This window comes from Nitratireductor sp. B36 (assembly GCF_020833685.1).
Classification (GTDB): domain Bacteria; phylum Pseudomonadota; class Alphaproteobacteria; order Rhizobiales; family Rhizobiaceae; genus Nitratireductor.
Window position 1 is genome coordinate 57,800 of the sequence record NZ_JACKZY010000003.1, and the last position, 16,658, is coordinate 74,457.

Here is a 16,658-nt window from a genome sequence, read left to right on the forward strand (position 1 = left end):
TCCCTTGCTCGAAATGGTCTCGGTGTCTCTGCATAAATGCGCCCCTTACCTTTTCTGCCGTTGGGTCTCACCCATGCGAAGGAAAGCAGATCGCCTGCCGGTTTCCTCCCTGTTCCGTTGACGGAAATGGCAGCGCAAATCATTATCAAGACCAACATAGGCCAGCCTGCGTGAAATCTCTTGGACAGCACGGACACGCCGCAGATTGCAGAAGCGCGCCCCTCGACGAGGGAGACGGTCAGCCTGTGCCCTGCTCATTTCGATGCCCTGTTCAGCCAGTGCCGGCCCGAACGCTACAAGGCGGGCGACTATCTCTTCATGCATGAGGATCCGGCCGATCGGATCTACGGCGTTCTTTCGGGCACGGTGGAGATCTCCAGCTATTCCATCAGCGGTCGGAAACTGGTTGCCAATATTGAGCTTTCACGCAGTCTCATCGGCGAAATCGGGGCCCTTGACGGAGGTGTCAGAACCGCAAGCGCCATCTGCCTGACCGACTGCGCGCTGGTGTCGCTGAGCCGCGCGCAACTGATGCGGAAGCTGGCGGAAGATGCCTCCTTGTCGCTGGCGATGATCGAGCTCCTGTGCGCGCGATTGCGATGGATCAGCAATGAGCGCAATGACCAGGCGCTGCTGAAGGTGGAGGCGCGGCTTGCCAAGCGCCTCCTGCTTCTCGATGACAGGATTGCCGGAGCTGGCGGTTGGATCGGGATTTCCCAATCCGAGCTTGCCGCCTTCCTCGGCGCAACCCGCGAATCTGTCAACAAGATGCTCAACACATGGCGCAGCGAGAACCTGATCGCGATCAGGCGTGGCGCCATAAGACTGATCTCCAGGACGGGTCTGCAGGAAATCGTCCACCTGGAGGACGACTGATCACAAGCGAGACAGAAGGTAGCGCAGGCTCGAGCGGCTGGGCATGAAGAAATAGCCGCCGCCGCGCGTTGTCACGAAGCTTGGCAAATCACGCAGAATCAGCCGCCCTTCATCTGTCGGGATGGAGAAACTGCCCTTCCCCTCATTGGCGCCGATGGTCGGATCCTTCTCGTCCGTCAGCCCCTGAAAGAAGGATGACGACACCCAGCTTTGCTGCATGAATTCGTATTGCCGCTCGATATCGGCATTGAGGCACATGAAAAGCAGGCCCGCTTCCTGACCGTCTTTATAGGTTCGGCCACAACGCAGGATGCGATGGCGGTTGTTGATCCTGAGCTGGGTTTCGGGATCGTCACCCAGCGAGTCTCTCGGGTTCGAACGGCGCACATGAGAGCCCAGCGGACAATAGAGCCCCTGCGGGTCCTCTGCGGCGAAGGTGAAATCATTGTCCGGCTCGCGATCCGAGCGGCCATTTGGATTGCGCACCAGCGAGGTTCCGTCCTGCCAGCGCCCGACCATCTTGGCTGCGATCCATTTCGATTCGATCGTGGCATTGCCTGTCTCGGTGCGCACCATCTCGGCAGCATGCCGGCAATAGGTGTTAAAGGTCGAGACATGCTGCTCGAGCTGACGGATCACCATGAAACTGCCATTGCGCCCGAAGTCACGCATGGTTGCCTTCTTGCCAAAGAGCGGCGCTTCTGCTCCCGTTTCCAGCACCGGAAGTATGCCTTTGCTGTCTTCGGCCTCGGTTATGGTTGGGGAGGACGGATAGAAATTGTTTTCATCCCGATAGCCAAGCACGAATTCGCCGGGGGCGATGAGGTGCATGGATGAGGTGTTCCCATTTGCACGCGGCGTGCCCCGCACAATGGGCTGCGATATGCCGTCGGCAAAACCGAAATGCTCGACGGCATGCCTGCCCTCTCTCCTGATCTCGAGCGGTAGCTGCGCAACGCGCCGCACGCCGGCTTTGTCCGTTGCATGCAGCAGGGACTGGATGTCCGCGTCCAGTGTTTCATAGCTGCGCGCATAGCAGATGACAGCCACATCGACCGGCTTCTCCTGCGAGCCCCAGGCCCAGCGCTCCGGCGCGCTCTTGCCGATATCGTCGAGAACGCGGCTGCGCGCCTCAGTCGCCATGCCCTGTCGAAAGGCCGCCGGAAATCCGTCCAGACGATCATCGCCCGGACGCTCCCCCAGGCCCAGCCGTCTCAGCCCACCCGGCCCAAGAAGGGTGATCATGGCCCGCTCGGGCGGAAGCTGATTGCCGAAACTGGTGCGTTCCAGCAAAAACGCCAACCACTCCCGCCGCGCAGCACGCGACAGGTCCGCCGGGATATGGAAAGCGATCATTTCCGCCTTTGCGAGCGGGCCAAGGGGGCCGAAGAAGATCGACTGAATCTCCTCCGTTTCAAGCATATCGCGCGGGCGCGGTTGCGAACCGAAGAGGCGGAGCCAGTCGCGCGCTTCGCTTTCGGTTTCCGCTTTCGCTATCCCATCGCGGATCAGCGAATTGATGCGGATGCGGCTGGTGGTGAGGCCGGGATAGGCCGCATACCAAAAGAGCGTCGGCACCTGCTGCGCCCGTGCCCAGCGCTTGAACCGGTCGCCATCGGTCGCCCCGTCGAAAAACAGCATGCGCGTTTTTGGAAAGCCTGCCGTATTGCTCCAGACCCCTGTCAGACCGGCATGGGCCTTGGTGATGAAATCCTCCAGATAACTCTCCCAGCTGCCGCCATAATTGCTCAGGAAGACAAGCTGTTTCGTCCCGGGCAGGAGCACCCAGCGGGCGAAGTGGATCGTGTTGATGTCGGCGAGGTATCCGGGCCGAAACACCTGCCGCGCCATGATCGAGATCAGGTAGAAGGAGAGCCGGAGCGAAAGACGCCTCAGCCAGCCTCCCTTCAGCGTCGACACGGCCGTCAGGTGATTTTGCGCCAGGTGGTTCTCGCGCTTTGCGATCTCTTCCAGTAGCGCCAGGTCCGCGTTCCTGTCGCTCGGAACATCACGTTTTTCAAGGTGCCGCAGATAGAGGGTCAGAAGCCCGCCGATGAAAGCAAGCAGCATTGTGACACCGATCAGGGTGAGCACGATGGAGGTGCCGACGATCAGCAGATTGCGAAAGAAGCCGGGTGCGTATCCGAACACCAGCGAATAGGTGATGGCGAGGCAGATGAGGAGCGTGACGGTGACCGTCACCAGAACCTTCGGCGCTCGCAATGTTCGCTTCACCGCGCTGGCAACACTGCCTGCTGGTTTTTCCAGAAGCGTTTCGGCGGGCTCAAATGCCCAGTCGAAGCGCCCTTCGCTCGTGAGCTTCTGCCTTACCCGATCAAGAATTGCACCGGCCTCGGCCCCCTTGGGCGCCGCTGCGATTTCCCCACGCGCGGCCTCTTCAAGTTCCGCTTCCGCCCGAATGCGACGGACAGAGTGGCCGGGGGTCCCCGAGAATACGAGGCCGGCATCGCTGCCGAAAGTCGGAGAGATATCCAGTGCGCTCTCACGGATCAGCACGCCGGCAGGCCGGTGTTCGGTCGTTCCGCATGCCATGGCAAGGAGATCGCGCAACACGGGTTCGGTGGCGCTCACAAAGGCATCCACGACATCGCCTTTCGTGCCGTCGCCCGACAGTTCAATAACCAGATGGCCGGCGCTGCTCGCCGCCTCATCGCCCTGCCCGTCGATAACGGCGATGCTGGCGAAGTGAATTACGCCGCTTTCGTCCAGCGCGCGCTTCATCGCCTCTCCCGCCGGATTGCCGAGCGCGTCGACCTTCGCGCGCAAGGCATCCATCGGGGTATCCCTGGCGCAGGGGATCACCGCCGTTACCATGGCGTGTTCGACCGTCCTTGAAAGCGGGGCGGGATCAAAGCAGACCGTCAGACTTTCCGGATAGGCGCCGAGGCGTCTCAAGCGCCCATCTTTGCCGTCGGCGCGATGCAATCCGGGCTTTGAGAACAATGCACGAAAGCACTCGGCAATCTGAATCCGGGCTATCGCCGCACCGATGCATTGGTGAATACCGTGACCGAAGACCATGTAGTCCCGCGCGGGCCGCTCCATGTCGAAGCGCTCCGGTTCACGCACCGCCGCAGGATCGAACATGGCCGAGAGTGTCGCCGGCATCACGGTTGTGCCCGCTTTTATCTTCCGTTCCCGGCGTGTCCCTTTGGCGATCACCGCATCGCGCGCCGTGTAGCGGAACGGGCCGACCCAGATAGGCTTGAAGCGCATCGCCTCGAGGAGGGCGCGTTCGAGACGCGCATTGTCGCCGGCTGCAATTGCCTCTTCCACTGCCCGGCGCGCCTCGGGCTTGGAAAGCACGACATCCAGGCAATTGCCACTCGCCAGGAGATTGGTGGGCGTAAAGCCGGCAATCATGCCCAGCATGATCGCGTGGACCTCGCCGAGGCTGATTTGCGGGTCTTCCGCATCGAGCATCGCGACCAACCGCCCAAGCGGTGTGGCGCCTGCCACGGCGCCCTCACGCACCGCCATGATCGACAGATCGATGACCTGTCGTACGCGGTCAGCGGCCACCACGGCCAGTTCCCTTGTCACCGGATCAGCGCCGGGATCGGCGAAAAACAATCCGCTCAAAGCGTTGGCCCAATTGGAAAAGGCCTCTTCATCGTCAACGAGAATGCCAAAATAATCGCGGCAGATGCGGACGGGAACCACACGCAGCAGCCCGGCGACCGCATCGAAACGCGGGGCAGCGCGTTGCATGATGGCCGAAGCGTGCCGTGCCGCCATAGGGCGTACGACCTCTTCGACCTCGTCCACCGGAAAGGCCGACAGCACGGCCGATTTCATGCGCCGGTATTCCGGACCGTCCTGCATGCCGAGAATGAAGTTGGTTCCCCCCGCGATCTCCGCCATTTCGAGACCATAGGGAGTTTGGAACACGTCCTGACGCTCGAGAATTTCGCGCACATCCTCGCTGCGCGTAACGAGAACGAGACTCCCAAACTTCAGAATCGGATGAAACCGTCGTAACAGACCGAGCGCCCAGCGGGGGTTCTCAAGAAGGCGGCTGGTGAGCCTGGCGCGCCAACCCTTCGCACGGATCCGCTTGATGTCGAATGGCGGCATGTCGGCTACAGGCCCCTGAGCGCGTTGCGCCTCGCGCACACCATCGAAATACTTAGTCGTCGCCATTGCGCTCCCCTCGGACAGCAAAAGCCTACGCGTGAAAGGGTGGGCCGTGTGTGAAGCAGTTCACGCAGGGCCAGCTTCGATCGCGCCTCCGTTCTGATCAGCCAGACTGAAGTTGCTGATGAGAAAAGCGGTCGCAGATTTCTCCGCGAAGGGGATCCATGCGACGCGATCAAGTGAGAAATCGGGATGATAGGCGTGGAAGAGCGCTTTCTCGCGTCGTGCCTCTTCCACCCGATTGCTGCGCATCAGCGCCCCTATCTTAAGAAACCGCGCGTAAAAATAGCGCGGCGAGAGACCAAGTGAGGCCTCGGCCGCGGCAATGGCGTCATCCCATTGCTCCTCAAAACAACAGGCGGCGGCGAGTTCTCCGAGATTATGGAAACCGTAAATGTCGAACGGACTGAGCTGTCGTGCCGTTTTGAAGAGGGGGATAGCCTTACGTGCCTCCCCCAAAAGCAGATAGGCGCTGCCCATCGCCGAATGCGCAAAGGCGAAACTGGGGTTGATCTGCAGTGCTTCATGCAGGTGCTCGATTGCCGCTTTCGGCTGTCCACGCATGATCGCGACCGCGCCAAGATGCGCGTGAGGGCGTGCGTCCTGGCTGTCCATCAAGAGCGATCTGCGGGAGAAATCCGTCACCTTATCGAGATCATCGCCGGCTCCAGAGCGTAACCAGCCCCGCCAGAAATACCACCATGCCAGTTCGTTGAGTACGGCGCTGGAGTTGGGAGCCTTTCGACTCGCTTCGCCAAGACAGTCAAGGGCCAGCGCTGTGTCTTCGCGTGAGCGACGCTGCATGTGCCAGCGCGCGCGTCGCACAAGCTGCCACGTTTCGAGGCTTTCCCAAGGAACCTGAAAGGTGCGCGCCTGCTCCACCCTCTCAACCTCCTTTTCCAACATCGAAACGATTTGGCCGCCGATCTCATCGTTGATCAGTGAAACCTCGTCGAGCGGTCGGCGGAAGCCGCGCGACCAGACCAGTCTTTCGTTCGCTGCGTCGGTTAACGTTATGACGAGATCGAAATAGCCGCTCGCGCGTGCGAGCCTGCCATCGACAAGATAGCGCGCGCCAAGCGCACTTCCGGTCTTGCGCGCACCCAGTGTCTTGTCTCTGAATTGAAAGCTCGACTCCCGCGCGATCACCGGCAGCCAGCGTGTGCTGCACAGACCTTGAATGATGTCTTCTGCGACACCATCGGCCACATAGTCGAACTCCCGCGCGCCGGCTTCGTTCTGAAATGGCAAGACTGCAATTGCGGGTGGAGCGGCCGGATCAACCGCACGACGAGCCGCAATTTCTGTCTCTTCCCCTTCCCGCCGGCTCGCAACGAAGATCCGTACCGGAAGGGCGATATTCTTCAGTCGTTGCTCCCCGAGATCGGTGAAGCTGGCGGCCACCTTGTCCCGCACATGATTCCAGGTGGTTTCCGAAATCGCCAGCCCATCTGTCGGCGCCAGTTCCTGGATACGCGCGGCAATGTTGACGTCATCGCCATAAAGGCTCGGACCGCGAACGATCACGTTGCCCGTGTTGATACCGACCCGGAACGGCATGCGGCGGTCGCCCGGCACACGATCATTGAGCTCGACAATCCGTTGCTGAAAATCGAAAGCTGCACGCAGCGCATCAATAGGCGTTCCGAACTCCGCCATGATGCTGTCGCCGGCGGCGCCAAACGTTCGCCCACCCGCAGCATCACAACTGTCGGCGATGATCGACCGCCGCTCCTCGAATGCCGCCACAGCGAATTCGTCATCGATCCCCATCAGGCGCGAAAACCCAACCGCATCAATGGACGCGATCGTCGTGACCTGTCGGGTGTATTGCCCTTCGGACATTGTTTTCAGTTGGTGCCCCTCAAGAATATGCAGCGTAGCCCTGCACAGAGGTTCGGGCAACCATGAAGAGCATCTGTCTATTTGCCGGCACAGCTTCAGTTGTTGCCGGCTGAGAAAATTCTCCGACAGCAAGTGTAGCCAATTTCACAGAAGCCACATGATGAGATGCGTAATCTGGCGTCCGTTAGCAGAGCAATCTCGACGAGAAACGGCGGGTTTTCGACATGACGGCCTTTTCAGCTTGTACCGCATCCTCCCACGGACCGGGTGTGCCGGCAGAACGAGCTCGCCGCGACACGATCAGGACAACTTCCAGCCGCGCGCTCACTCAAAAGGGGTCGGTCGTTCTCATAGACGAGCGCATTCTGGCGCGTGAATGCCTTCGCAGCAGCTTGGCGGCCCATCCGGCTCCCTGGGATGTGGTCGCCTGCAGCACGATGGAAGAATGGCAGAATGAAGCGGACCGGCATCCTCCACTGGCCGCTGTGCTCCTCCATGTGGGATCCGCCAATATCACGGAATCCCACATGGAGGAGCTGATCAGACAAACCATCAAACTGTCCGGATCGGCCCCGCTGATCATCCTCGCCGACCGAGATGATGTGGTGCAGATCGTCAATGCTCTCGATTATGGCGTGCGGGGCTATATACCTTCGTCGGTGAGTGTCGAGGTTTGTGTCGAAGCCATAAACCTCGCGCTTGCCGGCGGGGTATTCGTTCCCGCCAGCACGGTCTTCGCGATGCGTGAGGTTATCAATGGCGACGCCACGCATGACCAGCGCCTGACAGAGATGTTTACGCCACGCCAGATCCAGGTGGCAGAAGCGATCTGGCAGGGCAAACCCAACAAGATCATCGCCTACGAGCTCAACATGTGCGAGAGCACCGTGAAGGTTCACATTCGGAACATCATGCAGAAACTGAAGGCGACCAATCGGACCGAAGCCGCTTACAAGGTGTCCAATCTGTTCTCCAGCAACGGCGGCGATCTGTTGCAACGGTGACCAGCCTTGGCCAACCGTCGCTCCAGGTTGGGCGGCCATAAAGCCGCCCATGTGAAAAGAGTGCGAAATTCGCTATTTCACACCCGTTTCAAGAAACACGTCCGGCGTTCGGTCCGCACTGCCATCGAAGGAATAGACCGTATAGCGCGCGTTCGGATCGTATCCCATGCCAAGTGAGCCGGACGGCATGCCCGGCACAGCGATGCCCTTGACATCCGGTCGCTCCGACAGGAGCTTTTCCACGGCTTCGATGGGTACATGCCCTTCCAGAACGTATTTGCGTTCCCCGTCTATAACAGCCGTATGACAGGCTTCGAGATCAGCAGGCACACCGGCCTGTTTCTTGACACCGTCAAGATCTTCCAGGTCGGTCGTCTTCATTTCGTAGCCAGCCTTCTGCAAAGCCTCAACCCAGACCTCGCAACAGCCACACCAGGGCGTCTTGAAAACCGTGATGGTTTTGCCATTGCTGATGGATGTGGCGTGAGCAACACCCGTTGCGATCAAAATCGCCAGGGCAGCGCCGGCGGCCACAGTGGATGGTCGTTTGTTCATCGTCTTTCACTTTCGATTGTTCGCCCCACGGCTCGGTGTCCCGAGGACAGCAAAGCGCGTGAAACCACTTCGTTCGGAATGAATCGGAGTATCGATCAGGAAACGATGGGTGGTCGAAAAAATCCCGCAATCACGGGTTGATGGGGCGAGCAGGCTGAAGACTGTGCAAACGGTGACACGGAGGAATGAAGACGCAGAGGCTGATCCGATGCCAGATAGTGGCAATCGGTGATGCAGCTTGAGACCCTGTCGAGATTGCTTTCATCGGTCTGCGCGCAACATTTCATGAACCCTGCGCTTTCGGCCTGCGCCATCGACATGGGCACAGTTTCGGATGCAGCCGCATTACCCCCGGGGATGAATCCCGCGAGGCTGATGGCAACCAGCAGCAACAGGGTCAGAACCATACGCATGACACAGGTCATAGCCGCAAGTGCAGATAAAATCCACCGAGAGGACGACCGAAGACCGGCCGCCGTCCTCAAAATCCAACGATCCTGTCAGGCAGCCAGGTTGCCAGCGCCGGAAAAGCCACAACGAGCAGGAGTGTAAGGACCTGTAGCAGGATGAACGGCAAAACGCCGCGGCACATCTGGCCATAGGTCATGTTCGGCGGGGCGATCGATTTCAGATAGAAAATCGACGAGGCCATGGGCGGCGTCAGATAGCCTGTCTGGATGACAATGAGCACCAGTGTTGCAAACCACACCGGATCAATGCCGGCAGCGCGGATGAACGGTGTGAACAGCGGCACGCAGATGAGCACATTGGCCGTCCAGTCGAGCACGAAGCCGAGGATGAAGACCACCGCCAGGAAGAACACGATCATGCCCGTGGGGCCGAGCCCGGCGCCGTCGATCACCTCGCGGATCAGCCGCGCTCCGCCATTGGCGGCGAAGGCGCCCATGAACATGGTGCCGGCGGCGACGATCAAGAGGATCATCGCGGAAATCCGCACGGTGATCGCCAGCGATTCCCGCAGCATTGCGATCGAAAAGCGCTGATTGACGATGCAGAGCACAATCGCGCCGGCGGCGCCCACGGCGGCTGCTTCCGTCGGCGAGGCGATGCCGGCCAGGATCGAGCCGAGGACAGCGACGATCAGGAGCACGACCGGCAGAAGGACCGTGGCCGTCAGCCGCAGTTTCTCGGCAAGTTCCACGGGCTCCTCGACCGGATCGTCGTCATCGGGTTTTGCCGGGTAGAGCAGGCCGTGGATGAAGATATAGGCGAGAAAAAGCACAACCATGAGCAGGCCGGGCAGCATCATGCCCGCCAGAAGCTTGCCCACCGACATCTGCGCAAGCGAAGCATACATGACGGCAATGACGGAGGGCGGGATCATCGTGCCCAGCGATCCGCCGGCGCAGATCGTGCCGGCAATCAGCGTGTTGCCATAGCGCGCCTTCTGCATCGCAGGAATGGCCATCATGCCGATCATCACCTCGACGGCGCCGACCACACCGGCGGCGGCGGCGAAGATCGCGCCCATCGCGATGGTGGCCAGCGCAAGCCCGCCGGGCAGGCGCGAGAGCCAGAGATTCATGACCCGGAACAGGCGCTCGGCAATGCCGGAACGTTCGAGCAGCGCACCCATCAGGATGAACATCGGGATTGCCGAAAGAATGAAATTCGTCGAGGCCGAGTAGAACGAGCCATAGAGCTGGTTGAACGCGACGGAGCCGAAGGCCGCCAGGCCCGCGCCAACCGCGACGATGGTGAGCGAAAACGCGATCGGCAATCCCAGAAGGATCAGCGCGAACAGCGCCGGAAACATCAATCCTGCAATGAGCATGTCAGGTCTCGATCTTGCAGCTGTCGTCGTCGCGCGGGTCGGTGAGAGCCCGCAGCCCTTCGGCGAAGAGCTGGAGCGCCAGCGCACAAAGCCCGATTGCCAGCGCGCTGTAGAAGGGCCACATCAAGGGCGCCCACGGGCTGACATGCTCCACCTCGCCGGTCATCCAGGCGCGCCACGCACGCTGACCGGCGATGGATGCAAGCCACACGAAGACCGGAAAAAGGACGACGAGAAAGGCCAGACCGTCAATCGCGCCGCGCACCCTTTTTGGCAGGCGCGACGAGAGGAAGTCGATGCGCACATGAGCGTCTTCGCGCAGGGCCTGCGCCGCGCCCAGAACGAAGAGCACACCGGTGCTCATATAGGCGATGTCGAAGGCCCAGAGTGTGGGCGCGCCGAAGACATAGCGCGCCACCACTTCGTAGAGCATGGAGGCGATCAGGATCAGCACCATCGCCTGCGCGACGATGTTCAGACTTGCCGAAATTCGATCCGCGACCGCGAGGACAGCACGTTTCAAGATCGCCTCCCGCCGGCTTACTTTTCGTTGCGGATCAGATAGCCGCTCTGTTCGGCCCAGCGATCCTCATAGGCGAAGTAGCCTTCAAGGATTTCGGCCATGCGGGGCTTGCCCTCGGCCTTCTGGGCTTCGGCGGTTTTCTTGATCCAGTCGCGGCCCGCATCGGACAGCTCTTTCTGGAACGCCGCATCGAGCTCGATCACCTCGGCCTTGCTGGCGCGCAGCGTCTCCATCGCCTTCATGTCCTGATCGTAGAAGTGGACCAGAGACTGAAGCGTGGTCAGCTCGGCGGCCGCTTCGATCTTCGCCCTGAGCGCTTCGTCAAGCGCATCCCAGGTTTCCTGCTTGACCACAACTTCCCAGAGGAAGGTGGGCTGGTGGACGCCCGGCACGACGATATAGGGGGCAGCCTCGTGGAAACCCTCCGGCAGATTGCCCGATGGCGGGCCCCATTCGATAGCGTCCACGCCCTTGCGCTCCAACAGGGTGTAGATTTCACCTGGGGGCACAACGGTCGGCACCGCGTCGAAATAGTCGCGCATCACCTCGGCCCAGGGGCCGGACGTGCGGTATTTCAGGCCCTTGAGATCGGCCGCGCTTTTGATCGGCTTGTTGGCATGCGCCATGATCTCGGAGGAGCCGATGCCCACGACGAGCGACTTCAGGCCTTCTTCCGCACGGATTTCGGCGAGCTTTTCCTTGCCGCCTTCTTCAAAAATCCATGTCGAATAGGCCTCGGGGCCCATGCCGCCGGGGAAACCGGCAAAAATCGCGTTCACCGGATCCTGATTGACCAGATAGCTCGGAGTCGAGTGACCTGCTTCGACAATGCCGTCCTTGACGCCGTCATAGACCTGCAGCGCCGGCACAAGGATACCCGCGCCGAAAGGCTGGATTTCGACAGCTCCGTCGGTCAGGAGACCCACATTGTCTGCAAAACGCTCGAGAAAATTCACGTAGAAAGGCGACCCCTCGGGGACCGACGTCGGAACGCGCCAGGTCACTTCCTGCGCCTGCGCACCAAACGTCGCAAACGCTACGGCCCCGACCAGGGCCAATCGCTTAAGGCTGAGAAACATCTCAACTCCTCCATTGTTATTTTTTAAGACCCGGTGAACCCGTCCGGGATGCACTCAAAATTTATACATCTCCAATTCTCTATGTCGACAAAAAAAATAATTAAATTTTTTAAGCGGCTTTGCGCCATTCCCAACGATCGGGCCGCCCTGCCAGAAACAAGAGAGGCGCGGCACACATCGCCGTGTGCCGCGCCTCACCATTGTTGCAATTGCAGTCCCGTAGGGTCAGCCCAGCGCATCCTCCGGCAGAAGAGCCGCAGGCATGTTCTGGTAGCAGACCGGGCGCAGGAAGCGTCTGATGGACAGCGTCCCGACGCTGGTGGCGCCGAAATTGGTGCTGGCCGGATAGGGGCCGCCATGGACCATGGAGTCCACCACCTCGACCCCGGTCGGGAATCCGTTGACGAGCAGCCGTCCCGCCTTGCGCTCAAGAACGGGGCGAAGCGCCTGGGCCGCAACGACGTCGCCTTCGTCGAGGTGCAGCGTCACGGTCAGCTGCCCTTCCAGAGCGCGGGCGATAGCCTCGATCTCTTCGGCAGAACCCGCACGCACCACCAGTCCGAGCGGACCAAAGACCTCATGATGCAATTGTGGATTTTCAAGGAACTCCGCTGTCGTGGTCTCAAAGAGTGCCGGCGAAGCCTTGCGCCCCTCCGCTTCGGCCACCATCACCGGGCGCGCCGCAGCGCTTTGCGCAACCTGATCACGTCCCGCCTTGAACGCCTTTGCGATGCCGTCGGTCAGCATCACCTGTGCATCCACCTGCTTCAGCCCGTCTGCTGCAGCGTCCACGAAACGGTCGGCTGCCTTGCTATCCATCACAATCGCAATGCCGGGGTTGGTGCAGAACTGTCCTGCGCCCATGGTCAGGGATGCAGCCCAGCCGCGCCCGATCTCCTCGCCCCGCGCTTCGAGAGCGTGTGGAAGAACGAACATCGGATTGACCGATCCCAGCTCTCCGAAAAAGGGGATGGGCTCCGGTCGTGCCGCACAAAGGTCGAACAGCGCACGGCCGCCCGCCAGGCTGCCCGTGAAGCCAACGGCCTTGATCAGCGGGTGCTGCACCAGCGCCTGGCCGACGCTGCGGTCGCCACCCTGGATGAGCGAGAACACGCCGGCCGGCATGTCGTATCTCTCGATGGCCGCCCTGATCGCCTCCGCGACGATCTCACCGGTTCCCGGATGCGCCTCATGCCCTTTCACCACGACCGGGCAGCCAGCCGCCAGCGCGGCGGCCGTATCGCCGCCCGCCGTCGAAAATGCGAGCGGGAAATTGGATGCGCCGAAGACGGCAACCGGACCGATGGGACGCTGTACCATCACCAGTTCGGGCCTCGGCGCGGGCTGGCGATCCGGCAGAGCCTCGTCCTGGCGGCGGTCGAGATAATCCCCCTTGCGGATGTGGGCTGCAAAGAGGCGAAGCTGGCCGGAGGTGCGGCCGCGCTCTCCTTCGAGACGCGCGGCGGGGAGACCGGTCTCCTGCGTGCCGATCTCGGTGATTTCGGCGCCACGGGCTTCAATCTCATCGGCGATGGCCTCCAGAAATGTGGCCCGTTCCTGACGCGTGCAACGCGAATAGACCTCGAAAGCAGCTTCCGCCGCCTGAACGGCCCGATCGACAAGGTCAGGAGTGCCCATTGCAAAGCGATGTGTTGGACCATCCGCCGGGGACGATTCGAATGTGTCGTCGCCACCGGTCCATTCGCCGGCTATCAGGTGCTTTCCGTGTGGGGTGAAGGGCATCGGTCCCTCCTTCAAATTAGAGTTTCGGATCATCTGGCGCAGGCAGGAAGCGCTGGGTTATGACTTGTGCATCTTGCATAGGCTTTCTTCTGCATACAAAATGTATGCAAGATTGCAACCCGGCAACCGGAGGAAAGGATATTTTATGACCGAGACCACGCTGGCCATCGGCGACCTCGAGCACATTGTCGAGGCGATCATGCGCAAGGGAGGCTTGTCGCCGCTCCATGCGGGCGCGCTCACACGGGCAATCGTGGCGGGAGAGCGCGACGCCTGCAAATCCCACGGCGTCTACCGTGTTGAGGGCTGCCTGCGCACCATCAAGGCCGGCAAGGTCGTGCCGGATGCCGAACCTGAACTGACCAGCGATGACGGCGCCATAGTGCGCGTTGCTGCGAAGGGCGGCTTCGCCAATGCCGCTTTCGAGCTCGGCGCCCCGGTGCTGGCCGAAAAGGCCCGGCAGTTCGGGCTCGCGGCCCTGGTGATCAACGACTGCACGCATTTTTCCGCTCTCTGGCCCGAGATCGAGGCGCTGACCGCGCATGGGCTTGCCGCCATGGCCATGTGCCCGAGCTATGCCAGCGTTGCCCCTTCCGGCGGCAGCGGCCCGCTTCTGGGCACCAACCCGTTTGCCTTTGGGTGGCCACGGCCCGGGAGGACCCCCTATGTGTTCGACTTCGCCACCAGCGTTGCGGCACGCGGCGAGATCGAGCTTTATCGCCGTGCCGGCAAGCCCCTGCCGGAAGGCTGGGCGATCGACACGGATGGAAAACCCACGACGGACCCGGAAGCCGCGCTCAATGGTGCGATGCTGCCCTTTGGCGGGCACAAGGGATCGGCCATCTCGACCATGATCGAGCTGCTTGCCGGGGTGATGATCGGCGATCTGACGAGCCCGGAAGCGCTGGAAGCGCTTGGCACCACCGCTCTGGCGCCGGCCCATGGCGAGTTGATCCTGGCCTTCGACCCGGCCCGTTTCGCACAGGGACGGGCGGGCGACCCGATGGCGCGCGCCGAGACCCTGTTTGAAGCGATGGTCGGCCAGGGAGCACGGCTCCCCTCGCAGCGCCGGTTTGCCGCACGGGAGAAGGCGCTTGCCGAAGGCATCCGCCTCACTGCCGAAGAAATGGCGCTGCTCGAGCATCTGCGCGAGAAGGGCCTCGACGCCGTTTAAACACAGAAGCCCTCCCGGACCGGGAGGGCTCTTCCACAGGGTCAGGCTGCGTATTTGGAGACCGCGCCCGGCAGCTTGCTCCAATTCGCGTACCAGTCGCGGAACAATTTGTACTGCGCCTCGGCATAGCCACGCTGGCTCTCCGAGAGTTCATCCGTCTCATTGAAATGCAGGCGGTATTCCTCGTCTCCGTTCAGCACCATCAGGTATTTGTAGTAGAGAACGAGATCCGCCCCCTCATCGAAGGAGGAGAGCACTGCAAGCGCTGCATCGAGCTCGGAAGCCCGCTGACGCGCATCCGCATCGCCGGCCGCAGCGGCCTGGCTCAGCGCGACCAGATGCAGGACTTCGCGGGGAAGCACATTGCCGATGCCGGTGATGGCACCATCGGCGCCGCAGTTGACGAAGCCGTGATAGACCGTGGTGTCGACACCGATCATCAGCTTGATGTCGGGGTCGCCGCTGGTGATGTTCTCCGCCGCATAGCGCAGATCTGCGGCACCGCCGAATTCCTTGAAGCCGACCAGGTTGGGATGCTCGGCACGCAGGGCGAAGAAGAGGTCCGCCCGGGTGGCAAACCCGTAATAGGGGCTGTTGTAGATCACTGCCGGCAGATCGGGCGCAGCCGAAAGAATGGCCTTGAAGTGGTTCCTCTGCGCTGCCGGCGAGCTGCCGCGCGACAGGACGCGCGGGATAACCATGAGACCCTCGGCACCAACCTCGGCCGCATGCACCGCATGGGCCACGGCGCTTGCCGTGTTCACCGCTCCCGTGCCGACGATGACCGGCACGCCAGCCTCAACCAGCCGGGCAACGCCTTCCATGCGCTGCGCGTCGGTCAACAGCGGCCAATCGCCCATGGATCCGCAATAGACCACGGCGCGCATACCGGTATCGATCAATTCCTTGCCCTTGCGCACCAGCGCGTCGAAGTCGGGGCTGCGATCCGCCTTGCAGGGGGTCATCAGAGCGGGAATGCATCCCGAGAAAATATGGTTGGTCATGCCGATCTCCTTCAAATGCCTGATCTCATGCGCCGCAATGCATCCGCAGCCGGCCGCTCACAGTTTGGATCGCCTGCAAAATATCATTTGTATTTTTTTTGTCGACACAAATTTTCGCGCAGTGGCACTGATGCATTTCAGGGGCGGAGCGCTTTCCTGGGTGCTGCCCCTAAAGCGCGATCTTCTGGCGGTGGTCGCGGGCGATCATGTTGCGAATCTGCTCAACGATCTGGTCGGCGTGCTCATTGGCCAGCGCATCGGCCTTTTCCACATCGCGCGCTTCGATGGACGCGATCATGTCCTCGTGCTCGACGACATAGCGCTGCGGCAACTGATCGTTGAACGAGGAATAGTAGAGGCGAAGCAGTCGGCGCCCCTCATCGAGCAGGCGCAAAAACAGGCTTTCATAATAGGGGTTGCGGGCCGCTGCGGCGATGGCCGCATGGAATTCGCGATTGGTGGCGATCATTGCCAGCGCGTCCTGATCCTCGACGGCTTTGGCAAATTCGGCCTGGCGTGCGCGGATCGTGACGAGATCGTCCGCCTGATGATTGAGCGCGGCGAGCCGCGTCGTCACGCGATACATCAAGGTCAGCGCATCGAAGAAGGTGTGCAGGTTCAGGAAGTCGATATTGGCAACCACGGTGGAGCGGTTGGGCAGGGTCGTGACCAGCCCCTCGCCAGCCAGACGCACCAGCGCCTCACGAATGGGCGTGCGCGACATGGAGAGACGCTGCGCAAGCTGGATTTCGTCGATCGGTGTACCCGGCGCCAGGGCGAGGTCCAGTATTTCGTCACGCAGCACGTTATAAACGAACTGAACGCCGGAACCGCGCTTGCGTTCGGCGGGTTTGCGCGTGGCGGCTTCGGACATGTCTGATCCTCATGTGTACAAGAAAAAT

Annotated in this window: 12 protein-coding genes; 3 read left to right on the forward strand and 9 right to left on the reverse strand. The window is 61.3% G+C overall.

Translation table 11 applies throughout. The features are described 5' to 3' along the window. Positions 1 to 180 precede the first annotated feature (180 nt). Positions 181 to 876 (forward strand): Crp/Fnr family transcriptional regulator, encoded by a 696-nt coding sequence (locus tag H7H48_RS11960; protein ID WP_370633369.1) that lies wholly within the window; start codon positions 181 to 183, stop codon positions 874 to 876. Here H7H48_RS11960 and H7H48_RS11965 read toward each other — a convergent pair whose 3' ends face one another. Together H7H48_RS11965 and H7H48_RS11970 are read right to left on the reverse strand one after the other, a co-directional pair. Continuing rightward, positions 877 to 5,040 carry a cytochrome P450 gene (locus H7H48_RS11965; protein WP_229449311.1) on the reverse strand — a complete coding sequence of 1,388 codons (4,164 nt, stop codon included), beginning with the start codon at positions 5,038 to 5,040 and terminating at the stop codon, positions 877 to 879. A gap of 60 nt (positions 5,041 to 5,100) precedes the next feature. Then, a complete protein-coding gene (locus H7H48_RS11970) occupies positions 5,101 to 6,879 on the reverse strand; it encodes an adenylate/guanylate cyclase domain-containing protein (protein ID WP_229449312.1) in 1,779 nt (592 codons plus the stop codon). A gap of 224 nt (positions 6,880 to 7,103) precedes the next feature. Between H7H48_RS11970 and H7H48_RS11975 the strand changes: the two genes are divergently transcribed. Further along, positions 7,104 to 7,883 carry a response regulator transcription factor gene (locus H7H48_RS11975; RefSeq protein WP_229449313.1) on the forward strand — a complete coding sequence of 260 codons (780 nt, stop codon included), beginning with the start codon at positions 7,104 to 7,106 and terminating at the stop codon, positions 7,881 to 7,883. A 72-nt stretch (positions 7,884 to 7,955) separates the two neighbouring features. On the opposite strand, the gene H7H48_RS11980 is transcribed toward H7H48_RS11975, so the two are convergent. The 5 genes from H7H48_RS11980 to H7H48_RS12000 all read right to left on the reverse strand — a co-directional run bounded on the left by H7H48_RS11980 (position 7,956) and on the right by H7H48_RS12000 (position 13,578). Further along, entirely contained in the window at positions 7,956 to 8,438 is a 483-nt protein-coding gene (locus H7H48_RS11980) for a DUF411 domain-containing protein (RefSeq protein WP_229449314.1), read from the reverse strand. Positions 8,439 to 8,919: 481 nt separating this feature from the next. Further along, on the reverse strand, positions 8,920 to 10,233 hold the full coding sequence (locus H7H48_RS11985) for a TRAP transporter large permease subunit (RefSeq protein WP_229449315.1): 1,314 nt from the start codon (positions 10,231 to 10,233) through the stop codon (positions 8,920 to 8,922). 1 nt (position 10,234) lies between these two features. Beyond that, positions 10,235 to 10,756 carry a TRAP transporter small permease subunit gene (locus H7H48_RS11990; protein ID WP_229449316.1) on the reverse strand — a complete coding sequence of 174 codons (522 nt, stop codon included), beginning with the start codon at positions 10,754 to 10,756 and terminating at the stop codon, positions 10,235 to 10,237. A gap of 17 nt (positions 10,757 to 10,773) precedes the next feature. After that, entirely contained in the window at positions 10,774 to 11,835 is a 1,062-nt protein-coding gene (dctP, locus tag H7H48_RS11995) for a TRAP transporter substrate-binding protein DctP (protein WP_229449317.1), read from the reverse strand. Between the two features lie 225 nt (positions 11,836 to 12,060). Further along, positions 12,061 to 13,578: an aldehyde dehydrogenase (NADP(+)) gene (locus tag H7H48_RS12000; protein ID WP_229449318.1), complete on the reverse strand. Its 1,518-nt coding sequence runs from the start codon at positions 13,576 to 13,578 to the stop codon at positions 12,061 to 12,063. 145 nt (positions 13,579 to 13,723) lie between these two features. Here H7H48_RS12000 and H7H48_RS12005 point away from each other — a divergent pair, with 145 nt between their 5' ends. Further along, positions 13,724 to 14,752, forward strand: a complete 1,029-nt coding sequence (locus H7H48_RS12005; RefSeq protein ID WP_229449319.1) for an Ldh family oxidoreductase — start codon at positions 13,724 to 13,726, stop codon at positions 14,750 to 14,752. 41 nt (positions 14,753 to 14,793) lie between these two features. On the opposite strand, the gene H7H48_RS12010 is transcribed toward H7H48_RS12005, so the two are convergent. Both H7H48_RS12010 and H7H48_RS12015 read right to left on the reverse strand, forming a co-directional pair. After that, entirely contained in the window at positions 14,794 to 15,756 is a 963-nt protein-coding gene (locus tag H7H48_RS12010) for a dihydrodipicolinate synthase family protein (protein ID WP_229449320.1), read from the reverse strand. 169 nt (positions 15,757 to 15,925) lie between these two features. Continuing rightward, positions 15,926 to 16,630, reverse strand: coding sequence for a GntR family transcriptional regulator (locus H7H48_RS12015; RefSeq protein ID WP_229449321.1), 705 nt, complete (start codon positions 16,628 to 16,630; stop codon positions 15,926 to 15,928). Positions 16,631 to 16,658 lie beyond the last annotated feature (28 nt).

Coding starts and splice junctions, on each gene's coding strand:
- H7H48_RS11965 (WP_229449311.1), bottom strand. CDS start 5,040: ATGGCGACGACTAAGTATTTCGATGGTGTGCGCGAGGCGCAACGCGCT.
- H7H48_RS11970 (WP_229449312.1), bottom strand. CDS start 6,879: ATGTCCGAAGGGCAATACACCCGACAGGTCACGACGATCGCGTCCATT.
- H7H48_RS11975 (WP_229449313.1), top strand. CDS start 7,104: ATGACGGCCTTTTCAGCTTGTACCGCATCCTCCCACGGACCGGGTGTG.
- H7H48_RS11980 (WP_229449314.1), bottom strand. CDS start 8,438: ATGAACAAACGACCATCCACTGTGGCCGCCGGCGCTGCCCTGGCGATT.
- H7H48_RS11985 (WP_229449315.1), bottom strand. CDS start 10,233: ATGCTCATTGCAGGATTGATGTTTCCGGCGCTGTTCGCGCTGATCCTT.
- dctP (WP_229449317.1), bottom strand. CDS start 11,835: ATGTTTCTCAGCCTTAAGCGATTGGCCCTGGTCGGGGCCGTAGCGTTT.
- H7H48_RS12000 (WP_229449318.1), bottom strand. CDS start 13,578: ATGCCCTTCACCCCACACGGAAAGCACCTGATAGCCGGCGAATGGACC.
- H7H48_RS12005 (WP_229449319.1), top strand. CDS start 13,724: ATGACCGAGACCACGCTGGCCATCGGCGACCTCGAGCACATTGTCGAG.
- H7H48_RS12010 (WP_229449320.1), bottom strand. CDS start 15,756: ATGACCAACCATATTTTCTCGGGATGCATTCCCGCTCTGATGACCCCC.
- H7H48_RS12015 (WP_229449321.1), bottom strand. CDS start 16,630: ATGTCCGAAGCCGCCACGCGCAAACCCGCCGAACGCAAGCGCGGTTCC.